The organism is Acidithiobacillus sp. HP-2, from assembly GCF_015100155.1.
Taxonomy (GTDB): Bacteria; Pseudomonadota; Gammaproteobacteria; order Acidithiobacillales; family Acidithiobacillaceae; genus Acidithiobacillus.
Genome location: NZ_JACKZA010000020.1, coordinates 1 through 18,403, shown reverse-complemented (window position 1 = coordinate 18,403; position 18,403 = coordinate 1). Strand labels below are relative to the sequence as shown.

Genomic DNA, 18,403 nt, shown 5'->3' with positions numbered 1-18,403 from the left:
GCCTGAAGGAGATTCCAGACAATACCGACCGATCGGTCGGTAGTCAAGAGCTCATGGGCAAAGGGCTTTTCATCGCTTATGCTACAAAGCTCTATTTGGCAGGATTTTTGGCAGGATCATGACGCTGTCTCCCTTGGTTTGCTGTGCTTTGGCCTATCCCGATCGTCTTGAGAAGGTATTTGCAAGTCTTGCCGAAACAGATTGGTCGCAGTGGCTGGATAGTAGTGCCCGGACGCCAGGGCAGGGGAGATACAGCATTATGGTGACGCAACCGCGTCGCCGTATCTGGCAGCATCAAGGACAATTGTGGGTGGCCGATGGCAATCAGCCCGCACAGCTTTCGACATCTTCATTGTGGCAGGTCTTGCGGGAAAGTCTCGCCAATCTGCCTGCAACGCAGTTGCCTCAGGACGAAGATCTGCCCTTTTCCGGCGGGGTGCTGGGTTATCTGGCTTATGATTTTGCTTTGGCGGAGCAGGGGCTCGCAATGCCCGAGACGACTTTCTGGCCAGAAGCGGCTTTTGGCGTTTACGATACGGCCTTCATGGTTGACCATCTGGAGTCTTGTTCCTGGCTGCTTGCCCCGGAAGATCAGATGGCCAGTGTACGTTTACAATGGGAAGCCCGATTGGCAGCAGTCCAGGAGTCTGCCCTATGGCCGATGTCCCAGACGCACGGAGCCGTGCAAGCGCAATGGTCTCCTACCCAATATGACCAGGCTTTTCGTCAGGTGGAAGCTTATATTCACGCCGGTGATTGTTACCAGATCAATCTGGCACAAAAGTTTTCTGCCGCCTATAGTGGCTCGCCCTGGTATTTGTATCAGCGGATGCGATCAATGAATCCTGCAGCTTTTTCGGCTTATCTGCACTTTCCTTGGGGGAGTGCATTGAGCTTTTCCCCAGAGAGATTGCTGCAGGTCCGGCAGGGACAAATGCAGGTTCGCCCCATCAAAGGCACCCGTCCCCGCTCTGCAGACGCATTGCAGGATGCCCAACTGGCCGAAGACCTGCTGAGCAGTCCTAAAGATCGTGCGGAAAACGTGATGATTGTGGATTTACTGCGCAATGATCTGGGTAAGGTGGCGGAAACGGGTTCCGTGCAGGTGACCCAGCTTTGTGGTCTGGAATCCAACGCCCAGGTCCATCATCTGGTCAGTGTTGTGGAAGCCCAGTTACAGGATGGATTGGACCCCCTTCACGCATTGGCTGCCTGCTTTCCGGGAGGGTCCATCACGGGTGCGCCCAAGCGTCGTGCCATGGAAATCATCCATGAACTCGAAGCCGCATCGCGCGGCCTTTATTGTGGCAGCATCGGTTATATCGACCGCAGTGGAAGAATGGATATGAATATCGCCATCCGTACCATCACGGCCAGCCAGGGAGAACTGCAGTTCTGGGGGGGCGGAGGCATTGTCTCGGACTCTGTGGCTACTGCGGAGTATCAGGAAAGCCTGGACAAGGTGGCGTTGTTCCATCGGGAACTTGCAGCACTGGCTGGTCTCGCATAGAGTCCGACCCATAGATCGCTTTTGAAAGTCAGGCATGTCCCGAAAAAAACTCCACACCCGATGGCAACTGCTGCTACAAATTGTTTTTACCATTGGCGTTCTGTTCTGGCTTTTGCATAACACCAACTGGCCGTCGCTCAGTCAACGTTTTGCAGAAATGCGGCCCTGGTGGTTTGTCGCGGCCATGGCCTCCTATGCCCTGAATTTATCGGTATCGGTTATTCGCTGGCGTATTATTCTCCTGGCTATGGAACGTACGGCGCCCATCCTCTGGTTGTTGCGGCTGAATTGGGTTGGTGCCTATTTTAATCAGGTATTGCCGGGGGCGGTTTCCGGTGATGTGATTCGTGCCTGGTACACCCGTCATCAAACCGGTTCCATGCCGCTGGCGCTCGCAGCAGTTTTTGGTGACCGCTTTATGGGGATGGGGGCTTTGATTATCATTGCGGCGGTCGTCTTTGCTCTGGGTGGAGCAAGGGTGGGGCTGCTCCCGCAAATGGGTTGGACCATCGGGATTCTGCTTTTTGCCTATGCACTTATTGTTCTTCTTATTTTAAGCCCGCTACTGAATTTTCTCGAAAAAATTTCGGGAAAACTCGGCGACAAGCTTCATGATATTCGGTTGGGGATGAGCGCACTGCTGCGCCATCGTCTGGCATTGAGCGCGACCATTGTTCTGTCTTTTACGATTCAGTGCATATCGGTTCTGACCTTCTGGTTGCTCGCCCATGCTCTGGGTGAGGCCCCGGACGCCGTGGCACTCTGGGTAGTGTGGCCGGTAATCAGTCTGTTTCTGGCCCTGCCCATATCCTTTGCCGGTTGGGGGCTGCGAGAAGGCCTGATGGTTTTCTATCTGGGCTATTTGCACATGGGGCATGATCAGGCTTTGGCGCTTTCCCTGTTGCTCGGCTTCACCATGGTCCTGACCAGTCTGCCGGGTGCCTTGTTGTGGATAGGATTACACCGTCATCATGAAGCACCGCCGGATCTGCAGGCTTAGGCCAGAGTTCATTGAGAGGCTCGATTTGTTATCTCTTCAATATTAATATCTACATAAAAATAAATAAAATCAAATTGTTATAATCTACTTGCGTGATAAAATACGGTTGCATAATTTGTCTGTTGTTGACGCGTTGCCACATGTAATGGCATCAAGATATAATGACCAGATTGATGGTCAAGTATGTACAAGCTGGCGTAGCTCAGTCGGTAGAGCTACTGATTTGTAATCAGTAGGTCAGGGGTTCGATTCCTCTCGCCAGCACCAAATAAAACAGTCAGTTAGGATTTTCCCCCAAGTGAGCCTTGATGGTTGGTAGTAGAATGGAAGCGGTTATTCATTTTGACGGATTCAATAGCGTTGGTGGGGTAAATCACCTTGCGAATTTCCGATAGATAGTCGAATAAGGGAATGAAGTATGCTCGGTTATGCCGATATTGACTGCCATGCACACTGACCGTATCGGTCACCAGTCTTCGCATTAGCTTATGCTCGAGCAATTCACTCTGATAGACATTTCGAATCCATGAACGCTTTTCCGTCCAGGTCGCATCGGAATCTTTCTGTCGTCGTTTGGCGGGGCTCTAGTCATGCCGACAGGTCATTTTCTTTAAGCTTTTTCTTCTCATTGCCTCAGGAAAATTATGTCTTGGAGGCTTTCGATTGATGCCGGTATCAGCGAGACAGCAATGATCTGATTGTCCTGATCCACCTAGTGTAGTGTTGCATTCTTGGTGAACCTTAAGGTTAATGAGGATAAAATGGCTCCATGTTGAGGGTATGAATGGAGTCGAGTCTTGGACCGGACCCAACCGGGACTCCCCCCTCAAAAAGGGCCGCGCAGAAACGATGACCCACGACTACAAGCGTAATGGTACCACGACCTTGTTTGCCGCACTCAACGTGCTGGATGATCAGGTCATCGGACAGTGTCAACAGCGCCATACCCATGTGGAATGGCTGAAGTTCCTGAAGAAAATTGATCGGCAGACGCCCAAGGACAAGGCTCTGCATTTGATCGCCGACAACTATGCGACCCATAAACGCCCGGTAGTACAGGCGTGGCTCGACAAGCACCCGCGTATTCACATGCACTTTACGCCCACTTCGGCATCCTGGCTCAACATGGTCGAGCGTTTCTTTCGGGATATCACGACCCAGCGGTTACGTCGTGGGGTGTTCACCAGTGTCTCCGAACTCATCCAGGCCATTGAGGGGTACATCGACCACCACAACACCCATCCCAAACCTTTCATCTGGACCAAAACCGCCCGCGACATCCTGCAAAAGGTCATTCGCGCCAACAGCCACTTAAGCAGCAAACAGAATGCAACACTACACTAGCAGTTTGCACTGAATACCCATTTCCTACCTTAACCTCGCCACTCGGTCGCATCCGATGACAAAGCCCTCTTCTTCTTGCAGCTCTTTGTATAATCTGTATAATCTGTATAATCTTTCCTGATTACCCTAATTCCGCGATTGAGTAAGGCGAAGGCAGGTGGAAGGACCCGAACTGTATGGTTTTCCGGTATTATGCTCTCGACCAAAAGAATCACCTACCGGGAGACTGACATGAGGATCCGATAACAAAAATGGCACGAACCGTGCTCCCTTTCAAGCTGGCTGCAACAGATGAGCCCATGACGGCACAATCTGGACTTGTTCTCCATGGCGAATTTATTCAGGGACTGGGTGTGCATCTCTGGCTGGAACAGGAAATGCCCAAGCCGGGCAGCAAGCGGGGTTACGGGCCGACGCAACAGGTATTGCCGCTTCTATTGATGTTGACCGGCGGTGCCTTTCTCTGGATGCTTCTTCGTCCAGGTCGTCTCCAGATCATACTGGCGACGTTTTCGCAGGGCTCCAGTCAGCGGGTATGGCCTTTTCTCTGATCTGTTCTTTGTCTTCCCGGGTAAAATGCTGCTTGAGTGCAGGAACCAGGGTGGCATCAATGATCATACCCCTTCGCGCCAGATAACCGTGCTGTAGAATTTGTTGCTCCACCGCTGCAAACAGGGCTTCAGCACCGCCTACTCTGATGCGGTTCTCAAAATGCCAGATGGTCGTGCGGTCAGTCAGGTGCGCGGCATCCAGTAGGCCGCAGAAGCGTTGATAGCTGTGGCGATCCAGAAGCTGGTATTCCAGCTGTTCATCCGAAAGATTATACAGGCGTTTCAAGGCCAGAATTCGCACCATGACTTCAGTGGGATAAGGCGGGCGGGCCACCCTGGGGACTCACCGGTCGAGGCGCTGCATCCATCCACCTGTGCTGCCAGTGCCGTAAAGTCGATACAGGCGCCAATGAGTAGAAGCGGATCTCCCAACTGATCCAGTTTCTGATGGTGTAGGTCTGCGGCAAACAGGTCGGTTTTGATCGCGGTCTTTCTGGACTTCATTGATCATATCCCATTTCTTTCAATCTCTTCGGGTCTGATTCGACGATGCTTGCAGTGAAATCTATCAAAGCGGCTGCGGGGATTTTTATTCTGGAGCGTTGCTTTTTTGTCTTGAGATGAAAAAGAAAAAATCATTTTATATGAACGTGAAATTTAATTATACTAATCATAAATAAAATCTTTATGCGTCTAGGTGCTTGAATGAATTTAAGGATTAATTGGCAAAGGCCTCTTGCGGATTCAGGAGCAATGTTATGCTTAAGAACTTTAAAAGAATCTGGTAGTGAGTCTGGTCATATGATCTATCCTCAACGTGTGGATGGCTTGCCCAAAATTACCGGTAAGGCCCTTTATGTGGATGATATTCCTTTAAACGGGGTAATTCATGCTTCGACAATACGCAGTTCATGTGCTGGTGGTGTTGTTGAAGAACTGACTTTTGATCCGACCTTTGATTGGACACCTTTTGTCGTGGTGACAGCACAGGATATACCTGGTCTTAATGCCATTAAAATGCTGGAAAACGACCAGCCTGTGCTGGTGGATCGGGTGTTTCGTCACGCCGGAGAACCTTTGGCTTTGCTGGCCCACTCTGATCCGTGCATGCTTGAAACGGCTTTACGCCACGTTCATGTCCGCGAGACCCCCTTGGCCCATCCTATTTTTGATATTGACGAAGCATTGGGTGCAGAAAGCACCATCATTCCAGGCAATGTTTATACGGACTATCTCCTGAATAAGGGCGATGTTGAACAGGCACAAAAAAATGCGGAGTGTCTGATTGTAGAGCGTTTGCTGACGCCATCGCAGGAACAACTCTACATTGAACCGCAAGGAATGATTGCTGTTCTCCAGGAAGATGGCGTGCTCAGAATAGAGGGTTCCATGCAGTGTCCCTACTATGTGCTGGATGCCTTGGAGCAGTGCACGGGCTTGGACAAGAACAGGTTGCAAGTCGTACAAAGCACGACCGGTGGCGCTTTTGGCGGTAAAGAAGATTATCCCTCCATGATTGCTTGCCACGCCGCCTTGCTCGCGCTCAAGGCCGGAGGGCTACCGGTAAAGCTGATTTACGAACGTGGTGAGGATCTGCGCGTAACCCCCAAACGCCATCCGTCCCGCAGTCTGGTCCGTCTTGGTGCGAATAGTGAGGGTGAGCTCCAGTTTATTGATATGGATTTTGCCATTGATGGCGGTGCCTACCGTACCCTGAGTCCTGTCGTTCTGTCTCGGGGGGTTATTCATGCCCCGGGACCGTATCGCTGCGCCAATATCCGCGTCAGAGGCCGCGCAGTGGCGACAAATCACCCACCCTTTGGGGCATTCCGGGGTTTTGGCGCACCACAAAGCATTTTTGCACTGGAAGTGGCAATGGATCGCCTGGCTGCCAAGCTCAATATGGATCCGGCTGAGTTACGGCAGAAAAATTTGCTGCACCGTGGTGATGTCAGTCCGACCGGCGACTTGGTAGGAGAAGACTGTTTTGCGCAAGAAATTCTCGATGAGGCACTCAGAGTAAGCCATTATTATGAACGACAGGATGCATTTCGGGTTTGGAACGCAGCACCACACGATACACTTCGTGGCATTGGCTTGGCGACTTTTGCCCATGGGGCCGGCTTTACGGGTAACGGAGAATTGTACCTGGCCTCGCAAGTGTTTCTCCAGGCACATGCTGATGGTCAGGTAGAAATTCTTTGCTCAAACACCGAAATGGGACAGGGTGCAGCGACCACTCTGGTACAGATTGCTGCTGATGCACTGAAGTTACCCCTGGAGCAGGTGCACCTCGCGCAAACAGATACGGCCAGGGTGCCAAATTCTGGCCCTACTGTCGCCTCGCGGACCTGTATGGTCGTTGGTGATCTGATTGAAAAAGCAGCACAACGCTTATTACAAAAGTTAAGAGATGAGGGCGGTCTTGCCCAGACTTTTACGCCAGCGGAATTTAATGCTGTCTGTTTGCGCATGCAGGAGTCTGGTAAAGATTTGTTGGTCAGCGCCAGTTATCAACCGCCAGTGGATATGCTCTGGGATGAAAAGTCTTTCACAGGAAGGGCCTACGCCAGCTATGCCTGGGCAGCATATATTGCCGAGGTAGAAGTGGACAAATTGACTTTGGAAACCCGCGTACTGAATTTTACGGCTGCCCAGGAAATTGGACATGCCGTACACCCCCAAATTGTGCAGGGGCAGATTGAAGGGGGGGTGGTACAAGGCATTGGTTACGCGCTTTATGAAAATGTGCTCTGGAATCCATTCGGCGTGATGGCCAATGACCGCTTGACCAATTACATCATACCAACCACTGCAGATATCGGACCATTACAGATAGTCCTGATGGAGAAGGGCTTGGGTGCCGGTCCCAAGGGGGCCAAAGGTGTCGGAGAGCTGCCTATGGATGGTCCTGCCCCGGCTATCGTGAATGCCATTCAACAAGCGTTGAAAATCGACGTTGCTCAGATCCCGGCCATGCCTGAGCTTCTGTTGGACTTGAGTCGTGCGCAAAGAGGTTCCCAATGTCAGTAAAAATGCAGATTAATGGTCAGGAGGTTCAGGTGCAGGCACCGCCAGCAAGTCGCCTTCTGGATGTGCTACGAGTTGAATTGGGCCTGAAAGGGGCCAAGGAAGGCTGTGGAGAAGGGGAGTGCGGGGCCTGTGCGGTATTGGTCAATGGTCAGGTGGTCAATAGTTGCTTAATTCCTCTGGGACAAATGGATGGCGCTGAGATTGTCACTATTGAGGGAGTACCAGGTGACAGCACGCTGATCCAGGCTTTTCATGACTGTGCCGCCGCCCAGTGCGGAATCTGCACCCCAGGCATGATCCTGGCCGCTACAGCCTTATTGGCCGAACATCCCCAGCCGACAATAGACGAAATACGCTGGGGGCTGAGCGGTAATTTATGTCGTTGTACAGGTTATGGACGCATTTATGAGGCGGTTACTCAAGCGTCAACGGGAGACACGCATGGCTGAATGGCTGCGTCCCCGGCATATGAATGAGGCACTGCAGCTGCTTGCAGAACTGCCAGCTGAACAGTATCAAATTATTTCTGGCGGTACTGATGTCATGGTGGCGCAGCAGTTGAGTGCTCCACGCGATATTGCTGTTTGGCTGGATTTGAGTGCCATCCCGGAACTGAAAACAGTAGAAGTGACGACAGAAGGTATTCGTATTGGCGCGGGAGTGACGCTGAGTGTGTTGCGAAGGCACCCGGAAGTGCAAAAACACTGGCCGATGTTAGCTGCTTCAGCAGCTGTTACCGGTGCCGCACCCATTCAGAATCGTGCGACTTTGGGCGGAAATTTATGTAATGCCTCACCCGCAGCCGATAATGCTCCCGTGTTGCTGGCCTATGCCGCCCGTATTGAGATTGCCGGACCAAATGGCACGCGGTTGTTGCCTTACGAACAATTTCATCTGGGTTATCGACAAACTGACCTGGCTACCCATGAACTACTTCAGGCCATTCATATTCCATATTTACCAGCTGGTTCACGGGTATACTATCGCAAAGTGGGCACACGCGCAGCCCAGGCAATCGCTAAAGTGGGTATTGCAGCATGGATTCATTTTGCCGAAAACCAAGGAATTATTGCTGCGCGCTTCGGCTTGTCCAGCGTGGCGGCGACGCCCTGTGTATTGCCGAATGTGAGTGAATATTTAAGCGGTAAACGTATAAGTAATATTCATGAGTCCATGATTCGTGAAAAAGTGTCCAGCGATATCAAGCCTGTCGATGATATTCGTTCAACTGCCGGATATCGCCTGGAAGTGGCCTCCCGCCTGGTTTGGGAAGCTATTCATTGTGCTCAGTAACTGATAGAAAGGAAATCGATCATGAGTGTTCAAATAGATGAAGGTGTAGTTATGGAAGTTCCTTTTGTAGATGCTACTCCTGAGAATTTTAAAGATTATGGCGTGATGATTACGGAAAGCGTCTATCGTCCAGGGCTGACTATTCCCTTTTATAAAGGGAGTGTCGAGGAAGGTCAGAATCTGGATTTTGAATATACCGGGAAAGCGGTGGTCCGCACTGCACGAATTTCACATCGCAGCCCGGAAATTACCTGGCTGGAGCGTCATTTGAATATGACGCAGATTTTTGTTGGACTGGGCACATCACCCTTTGCCATGGTGTTAGGAAAGCCCAATCAGGAATCCGGACAAAATGTCCCCCGGCTTGAAGATGTTTGTGCCTTTAGAGTGCCAGCAGGTCAAGGTGTCATGATTCATGCAGGTACCTGGCATGATTTCCCCATGGCAATTGTGGATCCAGTAACCGTGTTGACCATGAATTCTGATGAGGTGGTGGAGGCATTGGCTAATGCGGAAGCTGCAGATGAAATGGATGCGGGAGATGTGTACAAAATTGATATTTTTCGTCGTACTGGGCGGATTTTGAAAGTGCCATTTTAAGTTGAGGTAAGACGGAATGCGCACTGACTTGTCTCGATTTTTCATCAGTGGACCGGCAGATGTATCCGGATTGGCGGAGGCTATAGCCCGTGGGGAAATAATCCCCAAGGATATTGTTGCCATCATTGGTAAAACCGAGGGAAATGGCGGGATAAATGATTTTACCCGTAATCTGGCAATTATGGCGCTGAGTCATCTGTTGGCGCCATTTCTGGAGTGTTCTCCAGAGGCTGTCGAAGAAAGAATTGTGTTATCTTTTTCCGGCGGTAGTGAAGGGGTAACTGCCCCGCACATCCTGGTATTTACGGTATCAGGCACGGCTTCGGCCAAAAAATATCCCTCCAAGCGTCTGGCCTTGGCAACGGGATTTACCAGGCCTTTTATGGCAGATGAAGTGGGACGCATGCCCATGATTCTGGAAACTGCCCGGACTGTGAAGAGCCTTATGCAGAAGCTGCAGGTTGCCGCAGAAGACGTACATCTGGTTCAGATCAAAGGAGCAATTCCTCCAGTTTCCTTGCCGCACCCGAATCTACGCTGTGACATGGCCTGGTCACGGGGCGCTTCCGCCCTGGGCGTGGCTCTGGCGCTTGGGGAAGTTGGTGAATCGCAATTGAACGATGCAGTGATTAATAGTGATTGGTCTCTGTTTTCCACGCGTGCCAGTGTTTCTGCGAAACCGTTGCTGTCCCGCTCCGAGATCGTGCTTTTTGCAAACTCGGATTATTGGGAAGGGAATCTGCATATCGCCCATGGGGTGATGAAAGATATTATTGATGTTCCGGGAATCTATTCAGTGCTGGAACATCTGGATTTAAAACCTCAACATGGTCAGCTTACTGCGCATGATTCCGAGAAGATTCTAGGCGTTTTTGCCAAATCGGATGCGCATCCCGGTAATCAAATTCGGCAACGCCGTCATACCATGTGGACTGATGCAGATATTTCGGATATGCGCTATTCCCGCTGCATTGTTGCCGCCCAGTTGGCCGGTGTATTGGGAGACACCGGGGTGTATGTTTCCACGCGTGCTGAGCATCAGGGACCCCAGGGAGGTGGTCCGCTTGCCATCATTGGAGTAGCCCCATGAGCGCCCTGCCTGCCCTCTCCCAAAAACCGTCGCGGGTTACTTGCGAAGCCTTGGTTGTTGACGTGAAGGGCTCGGCGCCTACGGCAATAGGCGGAAGTCTCGCTTTGTGCGGCGATGATGCTTTGTTGGGTACAGTGGGTGGTGGACAGATGGAATACAGTGTTTTGAACCACCTTCGTGGTAACGACAACTGGCCCGCGCGTCTGGAATTTGTTCTGGGTACCAAAGAGGATCAATGTTGTGGGGGGCGTGTTGCCATTGCCTTAGTTGATGTTCCACCCTTTTTTTTAGATCTCTATGATCCCGGGGCTGCTCGCGTTTATCAGGTGGATGAGCGGGGTTTTTTGCATTTGATAGCCGGGATAACCCAGCATGGGAAGCGTCTGGGTGATTCCGTTGCCTGGAATTTGCTGGAGAATATTTATCACCCAGGTTTCTCTGAAGATGGCGCTTATTTTTTCCTTCCTTCTGTCCAGCAACAGTCCGTATGGGTTTTTGGCGCCGGACATGTGGGACGGGCTTTCGCCAAACTTGCGGTTGGACTGGATTTCCGGATTACTGTTTTTGATGATCGATCGGATTGGGCAGTTCCTGAAGCTTTCCCGGAAGAAATAACCCTGAAAAAAAACTGCACCCCGGAGAGTTTTCGGGAACTGCCACATTCAGATATTGTTTTGATCATGACTTATAGTCATGCTCAGGATTATGCCTTGCTTGAACATTTTTTGAATCAACCACTGACATATCTGGGCGTCATAGCCAGCAAGTCCAAGTGCGCCCGTTTTCAGAACCAACTCATTCGTTCGGGACATCAGATTCCGGAGTGCTTGCACATGCCCATGGGCCTGCCGGGAATGGGTAAAAAACCTTCGGAAATTGCCGTCAGCATTCTGGCGGAATTACTACAGCTACGCCAAAAAGGAGCCAATCCATGCCAGTTTTAAAGCCCATGAGCGATGCCATGGCCGAGCAGTATATGCAGATTGTTTTTGAAACCATGGATCTGACCGTTGATGCAGCGTGGCTCCCGGAGATTCGCAACTATTTCATGATCAGTGCGCGACTGGCGGGCATTCTGGAGACTTATCCGCTCGCTATGACTGAGGATTTGGCGCCGGTGTTCCGTCCATGAGCAATTCATTTCAGGTGTTCACGGAAGCTGGGGAAATTGCCCGCAAAGTCCGCCTTGGTGAATGGCGAGCTGTTGACGTTGTTGATAAATCCTTGCGGTATATACATGCCCAAAATCCGCAACTCAATGCCTTTACCCAGATTACAGAAGCAAGGGCTCGCCATGAGGCTGAACAAATAGACCGGAAGATTGCCCGAGGCGAAGACCCTGGTGCCTTGGCCGGTGTCCCTTTTGCGGTTAAAAATCTGTTTGATGTGGAAGGGGAAGTCACCTTGGCGGGTTCCAAAATCAACCGTCAGGATGATCCGGCAAGCCTGGATGCCACCCTGGTTCAACGTATGAATAGTGCGGGTGCAGTGCTGCTTGGGGCACTCAACATGGGTGAATATGCCTATGATTTTACCGGTGAAAATATCCATTATGGGCCATCCAGAAATCCCCATGATGATTCTCGGATGACCGGTGGCTCCAGTGGCGGAAGTGGTGCAGCCGTAGCCGGGGGAATGGTCCCAATCGCTCTGGGTTCGGACACCAACGGTTCAATCCGGGTACCTTCGTCATTGTGCGGAATTTTTGGTCTCAAACCAACCTATGGCCGCCTGTCTCGTGCGGGGACTTTTCCATTCTGCCCCAGTCTGGATCATGTCGGCCCCATGGCACGGAGCGTGACCGATCTGGCCAGGGTTTATGAGGTGTTGCAGGGGTACGATCACAAAGACCCCGCATCTGTGCAAAGAGACCGGGAACCGGTGAGCAGCGCGTTGGATGAAGGCGTTGCCCAACTGAAAATCGCCATTGCGGGAGGATATTTCCGAAAACAGGCCAGCACAGAGGCGGAGCTGGCCATCCAGAAGGTGGCAGATTGCCTGGGTTTGAATGAAGAGGTTGAAATTGTCGGGGCGGCTCAAGCGCGTGCTGCAGCTTACCTGATTACCAATGCCGAAAGCAGTAATTTGCACCTGGAACGCTTGCGTCGTTATGCAGGCGATTATGATCCAGATGTTCGTGATCGTATGCTCGCAGGCACCTTGTTGCCCGCTTCCTGGGTAATTCAGGCCCAGCGTTTTCGCAGCTACTACCGTGCGGAGCTGCAAAAGATTTTTGCAAAACATGACTTGCTGATTGCCCCTGCCACGCCAATGACAGCACCGTCAATCGGGCAGAGAAGCATGGAACTGGATGGTGAGACCATGCTAGTGCGCCCCCATTTGGGTCTGTATACCCAGCCCTTTTCATTCATTGGTCTGCCGGTAGTGGTTGTGCCGGTTGCCTCAGTCGGCACCATGCCTATTGGCGTTCAGATTGTTGCTGCGCCCTGGCAAGAAGCGAAGGCCTTGAGAGTGGCCAGATATCTTGAATTGTCCGGTTTCACCAGTCCTCTTCCACAAAAATAGAAGGAAATATCCATGAGTTATGCCGAGATCAATGCGCCGGAAGTATTGAAAGAAGTGCAGGAAGTCTTTCTCCGCTATGAAAAAGCTTTGGTGGAGAACGACGTGGCCGTATTGGATGAGTTATTTTGGAATAGTGAACATACCCTGCGTTATGGTGTGGCGGAAAATTTATATGGCTACGCAGCCATTGCCGATTTTCGGGCCTCTCGTCCAGGTTCAAAATTAAATAGAGAATTGGTGAATACCATCATAACTACTTATGGAAAAGATTTTGCCACCGCAAACACCGAATTTCGTCGTGATCAGGTACATGGCCGGCAAAGTCAGACCTGGTTGCGGACCCCGGAAGGATGGCGGGTGGTGGCTGCCCACGTCAGTCTGATGCCCAAAAAAGGATAGAAACATTTGGCAGCGGCAGTCATTTTGGCCGGTGGGCGTTCCCTGCGCTCAGGTCCTTTACATAAGGCTTGCCGGAAAATCCCGGGTGATGATCCCCGTAGCTGGGTGGACCGTCAGGTAGACCGGCTCAGAGACGCAGGTTTTGCGCCGGTTACGGTGGTTACCGGCTATCGCCCGCGACGCATGCATCATTGTCTCCATCGTCGGGTAAGCTATCGTCACCATTTCAAGGCCAGTTGCGGACCCTTTAGTACATTGCAACGGGCTTTGCAGGGTTTGCGCGGACCTCTTTTGTTGGTGCAAACCGATACGGTTCTGCCTTCGTTGTTTGATTTACATCGTTTGCGGCGTGTTATGCAGAATAAGTTGGTTGCTGCGGCCAGTTTGGTGAATATTCATGGGCGAGGGGGACATCCTTTGATACTGTCTGCAAGTTGGGTCCGGCAGCTTTCGGGTTTATCCTGGTGGAGCAAGGATGCTCGTTTGGATGAGCAACTCAGGCTCCTACCTTCAGGTCGCTATATCCGCCTAACAGGCCGCAAGCATTATTCATTTTCTGATCTGAATACGCAAAGGGAATGGCATTCTGCCCATATCCGGGCCAGGAGGTTACCATGACCCGCACTGTACTCCCGCTTTTTGCGCAAGCCTCTGCCGGCATCGTCAGCGCCCCTCATTTCCTCGCTGCCGAAGCGGGTGCCAATATCCTGCGCTGCGGCGGTAACGCCATTGAAGCCGCCATAGCCGTGGGCTCCACACTGGCCGTGGTCTATCCCCATATGAATGGTTTAGGTGGAGATGCATTCTGGCTGATTTCTGACGGCAATGCAGAAACTGTGCAGGGCTTGGCTGCGGCCGGTCCGGCTGGCCAGCATTATTCAACAGCGACTTTTCTGGATGGTCATCTGCACGAAATCCCATTTCGGGGTGGCCGGTCTGCACTGACGGTTCCTGGTGCCGTGGCCGGATGGGGATCCGCCTATGCATTTTCGCAAGATACCTGGCATGGGACATTGTCCTGGGGGGATTTACTGGAGGCCGCTTACCTGCATGCAGCACGCGGATTTCCGATCAGTCCGAATCAAAGTACGACTTTGGCGCGTTTTGCACCGGAGTTGCGAGAGCAACCAGGCTTTGGACAGCAATATTTGCCCAGTGGCGAGGTCCCCTTAGCCGGTACCCTGTGGATACAAGGCGCACTGGGCGAAACCCTGAAAACCCTCGCAAAAGAAGGGGCGGACAGTTTTTATCAGGGAGAATTGGCGGAAACCATGATCAGGGGGTTGCGCGCCGCTGGAAGTCTTTTGACCGAAGCAGATATGTCTGCCTTCAAGACAGATTGGGTAGAACCATTACGTGTTGCTTTTGGCGATGGTGAAGCCATCAATTTCCCTGCACCGACTCAAGGAGTGGCTTCATTGATGATTTTGTCAGTTCTTGACCGCTTAAAAGCGCACCTGGGAGATCATCTGTCTGCAGATTTTATTCATTACAACGTGGAAATTACCAAGCAAGTGTTTCGGTGGCGGGATCAAGTGGTGGCTGACCCTTATTTTCATGATTTTGATTTGCGGAAGTTATTGCAGGAAGATTTTTTGTCGGATATTGCTGCCCTTATTCAGCCAGGTCGTGTCCTGCCGACTCCAGATATCGGTATTGGCGATGGGGATACGGTATGGTTTGGGGTTGCCGATGCTGCAGGTCGTACGGTCAGTGTGATCCAAAGTCTTTATCATGAATTTGGTTGTGGCGTAATGGCGGGCGACACCGGTGTGATCTGGAATAACCGGGGTTGCGCTTTTTCGTTAAAAAAGGAACAAATTAATGGCCTTGAACCAGGTAAGCGTCCTTTTCATACCCTGAATCCAGCCATGTATGCAGAAAATGGGCGGGTGCAAATGGCCTATGGCAGCATGGGGGGGGACGGGCAGCCCCAGACGCAAGCCGCCATCCTCATGCGTGCCAAACACTTTGGCTTATCGCTGGAAGATGCAGTTGCCAGTCCGCGTTGGCTTTACGGCCGAACCTGGGGTGAGCGCAGCGCGGGGCTGCGGCTGGAACATCGATACTCCAAGCAGGTGTATGCCGATTTACAGCGTTGGGGGCATTCGCTGTCCTGGGTGCCTGATTATAGCGATGTCATGGGTCACGCCGGGATAGTCGGATTACGGAGCGGCTTGGGATCCAATTTTGCTGCGGCAGCGGATCCGCGTAGTGATGGTGGTGTGGTGGGTGTTGGGTGATATTTTCTAAGGAAAGCACACGCGCACCTTTCTCAGGATAGCTCGAAAAACTCGCCTTTCTGACGAATGTTACCCAAAAAATCAGAATTCAAGACGTTTCCCTACGGATTTTGTAGTAAACGGTATTTTTAAGGCTGTTTTTCAATGATTTTCCGTGTTACGGCCCTGATCTGCCCCTTTTCGAGGGTGAAACAGCGCTTTTGATTAGCCAATTTTCATTAGAAATCAGCGGTTGGATAGTTCGCCATTGAGAGCCTCGGTATTTCGCTAATGAACCCAATATTTCAACAAAAATGATTCATATTTCGCGATATGGGTTGGTAAAAAGCTGGTGCAGACAGTCTACCAGACGGGATCGATAGAGAAAGCCCGTGGACGGCAGGATCTGGGACTTCGGCATCTCGTCGCCCTCACCGGCCTCGACCGTGGTGTTGCCGTCAAGGACTATGGTATCGAGATCCCGGACCAGGGCTGGCAACGGACGGAGATTCCCGAAGCGGCACTGGATGACCAACTGGCGCATGAACCTAGAAAAAGCAGTTACGGTCCGACAAGGGCTGGGAAAGCCCCGGGTGGCACCCATGGTTTTTGGGTAATTTGGGCGACGATGTAGCTGACAAGAAGGTCCCAAGGATTTGCTCCCAGCAACCGCTCCGCAGTCTGCTGGATGGTCTTTAACCCATTGCAAATATTTTCGATTCCGCGTTCGATCTTTTTTTGTGCGGCGTGCATCGGGATCAAATACAGATGGGTCTGTCCCGCGTGTTTGGTGCTCCGGCCGATGGCGGACAACAGTAATGGGCGACTGGTGATAGCCTCCTTCCGCATTTCCGGGAAGGCCAGCCGGGTATACCAGCTCCACCAGTTGTAGATCAGCCCCACGGCGCGCGCAGAAAGTCGGCAACGCGCCAGATCCCGGGTGGTGTAGCCACCCCATCCCCATTGATTCTTGAGTTCGTCAAAGCCGTTCTCAGCATCTGCCCGGTCACGATACAGCTGTGCGACACTCAAAACGCCTTCGGAGAGATCGGTCACCAAGACGGCATATTCATAGACCTTGGTCTGGCGTCGGTCCACAAAGGCAAAGGCCAGTTGACCGCGCTGTTCCTGGGTGGCGATCAGGTTTTCCTTCAGCAAGCGCCGCAGAATGACGACCCGACGACTTTGCGCCCAACCCGCCAATTGGATCGTATCCTCACGGCCTTCCCAGCCTTGTCCCGCATGTATCCAGTCCCGGCGGGTAAAAACGCGCTGTAGCAGGCGCTTCACACGCGGGGACTGGCGCAATTTGAACAGGTACGGTTGCTGCCGGGACTCCATTTCCCGAATCACGGCGTCATTGCCAAAGCCGCAGTCGCCACGGACCAGATAGGGACGCTGTTCAGCACGCAGGGCATCCAGGACGCGATTCAAGCCGGGCTGGGCATGATTGGACGCGGTGGTATTCCCCGCCGTGACTTCCACATCGAGCAGCAGACGCAGATTGCCCATCCAGTAGGCGTGATACGCATGGGACGGTCGTCCGGGCTTATGCGGATTGTAACCCACTTCCGCGCCTTCCTGATGCCCGAACAGGGGCTTGACGGTCGTATCGATATCCAGAATCCAGGGGGTCTGGCAGGCGGCCACCACGCTTTTGAACAGATGCTTGCGCATCCATTCCGTTCCTTCGGCTTCGGGGATTTTGCCTAACGCCCGGCGTAGGGCATCTTCACTGACGATCTTGCCCATCCCCAGAATATTGGGACTCACGCCATCACTGCGTAACGCCGTGACGTGGGCATAGCGGCGGTGACCCGCCAGAATAGAGAGGAACAAGGTCCCCAGCACGTCCCGTTTCTGTGGGGCATTGGGGCTGGTGTAGTGCAAGGGACTCTCTTCCACCCAAGTGTCAAACAGACCCGTGGTCTCCAGATAGGCGGCAAAAAACACCATCTGGCCCATGGGCGTTGCCGCAGATTCCTGGTCCCAGGATACCTGAATACGACCGCCCAGGGTGTCTTATATGGATGCCTCCATGTTCGCAAGATGATTTTGATGTCTGACATATTGAGGTCGTGTTGCTGTCTTATATCCGGCCTTTGATGCAGGATAATAAGCCTGCTGGCCCCGATGGAATCCGCCGGAAAAGTCCTTATCTATCTTACGTCCTCGAAGGACAAGTAGAGCTACCAGGCTCTCTCTTCCGTGGTCTGACCTGTTTTGCCATCAATCGTTTATCAGCCTGCGCAACGCCTTTTGTTGAACTTCAACAATTCTGTAACCATTACGATATGGAAGCCGCATTTATTGTGTGACTTGCCACATATTCTGTATTTTTCACCAGTAGTGCCCAGATGGTTCGGGCCATCTTGTTGGCCTGTGCCACGACAACCACGTTGTGGGGCCGTCGGCAGAGCAGCTTGTCCATCCAGGGATTTCGGTTCTTGATCTGGAAATTCACCACTGCCCGCGCTCCGTGGGTGAGCAGCTTTCGCAGATAGCTGTCTCCACGTTTACTGATGCCCAGCAACCGAACCTTGCCACCGGTCCCACTCTGGCGGGGAACCAATCCCAGAAAAGCCGCAAACTCCCGCCCCGACCGAAAGGATTCCATATCGCCCACGGTGGCGATGTTGCCGGTTGCCGTGAGCAGTCCCACGCTGGGAATCGCCATCAATCGCTTCACCGCTTCCTGATCTTTCTTCCACAGCGCCAAACACTTTTCGATATCCGCAATATCCTTGTCCATCTGTTCAAGCCGTTTTAATTGCTGGCGAACAGTGTCCAGGAACATGGGCGATAGGAATTCTTCCAGATCGGCCAATGCATCCG

Annotated in this window: 15 protein-coding genes, 1 tRNA gene and 2 pseudogenes; 15 read left to right on the top strand and 3 right to left on the bottom strand. The window is 52.2% G+C overall.

The window, feature by feature from the left end; genetic code table 11:
• The first annotated feature begins 118 nt into the window (after positions 1 to 118).
• The 4 genes and pseudogenes from pabB to H7F11_RS14075 all read left to right on the top strand — a co-directional run.
• Positions 119 to 1,510: an aminodeoxychorismate synthase component I gene (gene pabB, locus H7F11_RS14090; protein ID WP_193651048.1), complete on the top strand. Its 1,392-nt coding sequence runs from the start codon at positions 119 to 121 to the stop codon at positions 1,508 to 1,510.
• A gap of 34 nt (positions 1,511 to 1,544) precedes the next feature.
• The gene (locus H7F11_RS14085) at positions 1,545 to 2,510 is read left to right on the top strand and encodes a lysylphosphatidylglycerol synthase transmembrane domain-containing protein (protein ID WP_193651049.1); all 966 of its coding nucleotides are present in this window, start codon (positions 1,545 to 1,547) and stop codon (positions 2,508 to 2,510) included.
• 191 nt (positions 2,511 to 2,701) lie between these two features.
• Positions 2,702 to 2,777: transfer RNA gene (locus tag H7F11_RS14080), tRNA-Thr, on the top strand.
• 524 nt (positions 2,778 to 3,301) lie between these two features.
• A pseudogene (locus tag H7F11_RS14075) lies at positions 3,302 to 3,854 on the top strand (IS630 family transposase); the annotation flags it as partial.
• 467 nt (positions 3,855 to 4,321) lie between these two features.
• Here the strand turns inward: H7F11_RS14075 and H7F11_RS14070 are convergent.
• A pseudogene (locus H7F11_RS14070) lies at positions 4,322 to 4,909 on the bottom strand (transposase); the annotation flags it as partial.
• A 297-nt stretch (positions 4,910 to 5,206) separates the two neighbouring features.
• Here H7F11_RS14070 and H7F11_RS14065 point away from each other — a divergent pair.
• The 11 genes from H7F11_RS14065 to H7F11_RS14015 are packed head-to-tail and all read left to right on the top strand — an operon-like array spanning position 5,207 to position 15,589.
• On the top strand, positions 5,207 to 7,438 hold the full coding sequence (locus H7F11_RS14065) for a xanthine dehydrogenase family protein molybdopterin-binding subunit (RefSeq protein ID WP_193651415.1): 2,232 nt from the start codon (positions 5,207 to 5,209) through the stop codon (positions 7,436 to 7,438).
• Positions 7,429 to 7,887, top strand: a complete 459-nt coding sequence (locus H7F11_RS14060; RefSeq protein ID WP_193651416.1) for a (2Fe-2S)-binding protein — start codon at positions 7,429 to 7,431, stop codon at positions 7,885 to 7,887. Before H7F11_RS14065 ends, H7F11_RS14060 begins: the two co-directional genes overlap by 10 nt.
• Positions 7,880 to 8,731, top strand: a complete 852-nt coding sequence (locus H7F11_RS14055) for an FAD binding domain-containing protein (RefSeq protein WP_193651417.1) — start codon at positions 7,880 to 7,882, stop codon at positions 8,729 to 8,731. The genes H7F11_RS14060 and H7F11_RS14055 overlap by 8 nt, the downstream gene beginning before the upstream one ends.
• Before the next feature lie 21 nt (positions 8,732 to 8,752).
• Complete coding sequence (locus tag H7F11_RS14050) at positions 8,753 to 9,331, top strand: ureidoglycolate lyase (protein ID WP_193651418.1); 579 nt, start codon at positions 8,753 to 8,755, stop codon at positions 9,329 to 9,331.
• A 16-nt stretch (positions 9,332 to 9,347) separates the two neighbouring features.
• Positions 9,348 to 10,421 carry a ring-opening amidohydrolase gene (locus H7F11_RS14045; protein WP_193651419.1) on the top strand — a complete coding sequence of 358 codons (1,074 nt, stop codon included), beginning with the start codon at positions 9,348 to 9,350 and terminating at the stop codon, positions 10,419 to 10,421.
• The gene (locus tag H7F11_RS14040; protein ID WP_193651420.1) at positions 10,418 to 11,365 is read left to right on the top strand and encodes an XdhC family protein; all 948 of its coding nucleotides are present in this window, start codon (positions 10,418 to 10,420) and stop codon (positions 11,363 to 11,365) included. The genes H7F11_RS14045 and H7F11_RS14040 overlap by 4 nt, the downstream gene beginning before the upstream one ends.
• Positions 11,353 to 11,553, top strand: coding sequence for an AtzG-like protein (locus H7F11_RS14035; protein WP_193651421.1), 201 nt, complete (start codon positions 11,353 to 11,355; stop codon positions 11,551 to 11,553). Before H7F11_RS14040 ends, H7F11_RS14035 begins: the two co-directional genes overlap by 13 nt.
• Complete coding sequence (locus H7F11_RS14030) at positions 11,550 to 12,947, top strand: AtzE family amidohydrolase (RefSeq protein ID WP_193651422.1); 1,398 nt, start codon at positions 11,550 to 11,552, stop codon at positions 12,945 to 12,947. The genes H7F11_RS14035 and H7F11_RS14030 overlap by 4 nt, the downstream gene beginning before the upstream one ends.
• A 12-nt stretch (positions 12,948 to 12,959) precedes the next feature.
• The gene (gene hpxZ, locus H7F11_RS14025) at positions 12,960 to 13,346 is read left to right on the top strand and encodes an oxalurate catabolism protein HpxZ (RefSeq protein ID WP_193651423.1); all 387 of its coding nucleotides are present in this window, start codon (positions 12,960 to 12,962) and stop codon (positions 13,344 to 13,346) included.
• A gap of 6 nt (positions 13,347 to 13,352) precedes the next feature.
• Positions 13,353 to 13,964 (top strand): nucleotidyltransferase family protein, encoded by a 612-nt coding sequence (locus tag H7F11_RS14020; protein ID WP_193651424.1) that lies wholly within the window; start codon positions 13,353 to 13,355, stop codon positions 13,962 to 13,964.
• On the top strand, positions 13,961 to 15,589 hold the full coding sequence (locus H7F11_RS14015; RefSeq protein ID WP_193651425.1) for a gamma-glutamyltransferase family protein: 1,629 nt from the start codon (positions 13,961 to 13,963) through the stop codon (positions 15,587 to 15,589). The genes H7F11_RS14020 and H7F11_RS14015 overlap by 4 nt, the downstream gene beginning before the upstream one ends.
• A 540-nt stretch (positions 15,590 to 16,129) precedes the next feature.
• Here the strand turns inward: H7F11_RS14015 and H7F11_RS14005 are convergent.
• Both H7F11_RS14005 and H7F11_RS14000 read right to left on the bottom strand, forming a co-directional pair.
• Positions 16,130 to 17,533, bottom strand: a complete 1,404-nt coding sequence (locus H7F11_RS14005) for a transposase (RefSeq protein WP_227485523.1) — start codon at positions 17,531 to 17,533, stop codon at positions 16,130 to 16,132.
• A 322-nt stretch (positions 17,534 to 17,855) separates the two neighbouring features.
• Positions 17,856 to 18,403, bottom strand: a 548-nt coding sequence (locus H7F11_RS14000; RefSeq protein WP_193658207.1) for an IS110 family transposase, incomplete at its 5' end; no start/stop codon positions are given.

Bases quoted from the DNA above. Each gene is read 5' to 3' on its own strand.
- H7F11_RS14015 (WP_193651425.1), top strand. From the start codon at position 13,961: ATGACCCGCACTGTACTCCCGCTTTTTGCGCAAGCCTCTGCCGGCATC.
- hpxZ (WP_193651423.1), top strand. From the start codon at position 12,960: ATGAGTTATGCCGAGATCAATGCGCCGGAAGTATTGAAAGAAGTGCAG.
- H7F11_RS14060 (WP_193651416.1), top strand. From the start codon at position 7,429: ATGTCAGTAAAAATGCAGATTAATGGTCAGGAGGTTCAGGTGCAGGCA.
- H7F11_RS14035 (WP_193651421.1), top strand. From the start codon at position 11,353: ATGCCAGTTTTAAAGCCCATGAGCGATGCCATGGCCGAGCAGTATATG.
- H7F11_RS14050 (WP_193651418.1), top strand. From the start codon at position 8,753: ATGAGTGTTCAAATAGATGAAGGTGTAGTTATGGAAGTTCCTTTTGTA.
- H7F11_RS14055 (WP_193651417.1), top strand. From the start codon at position 7,880: ATGGCTGAATGGCTGCGTCCCCGGCATATGAATGAGGCACTGCAGCTG.
- H7F11_RS14065 (WP_193651415.1), top strand. From the start codon at position 5,207: ATGATCTATCCTCAACGTGTGGATGGCTTGCCCAAAATTACCGGTAAG.
- H7F11_RS14045 (WP_193651419.1), top strand. From the start codon at position 9,348: ATGCGCACTGACTTGTCTCGATTTTTCATCAGTGGACCGGCAGATGTA.
- H7F11_RS14005 (WP_227485523.1), bottom strand. From the start codon at position 17,533: ATGGGCCAGATGGTGTTTTTTGCCGCCTATCTGGAGACCACGGGTCTG.
- H7F11_RS14030 (WP_193651422.1), top strand. From the start codon at position 11,550: ATGAGCAATTCATTTCAGGTGTTCACGGAAGCTGGGGAAATTGCCCGC.
- pabB (WP_193651048.1), top strand. From the start codon at position 119: ATGACGCTGTCTCCCTTGGTTTGCTGTGCTTTGGCCTATCCCGATCGT.
- H7F11_RS14040 (WP_193651420.1), top strand. From the start codon at position 10,418: ATGAGCGCCCTGCCTGCCCTCTCCCAAAAACCGTCGCGGGTTACTTGC.
- H7F11_RS14085 (WP_193651049.1), top strand. From the start codon at position 1,545: ATGTCCCGAAAAAAACTCCACACCCGATGGCAACTGCTGCTACAAATT.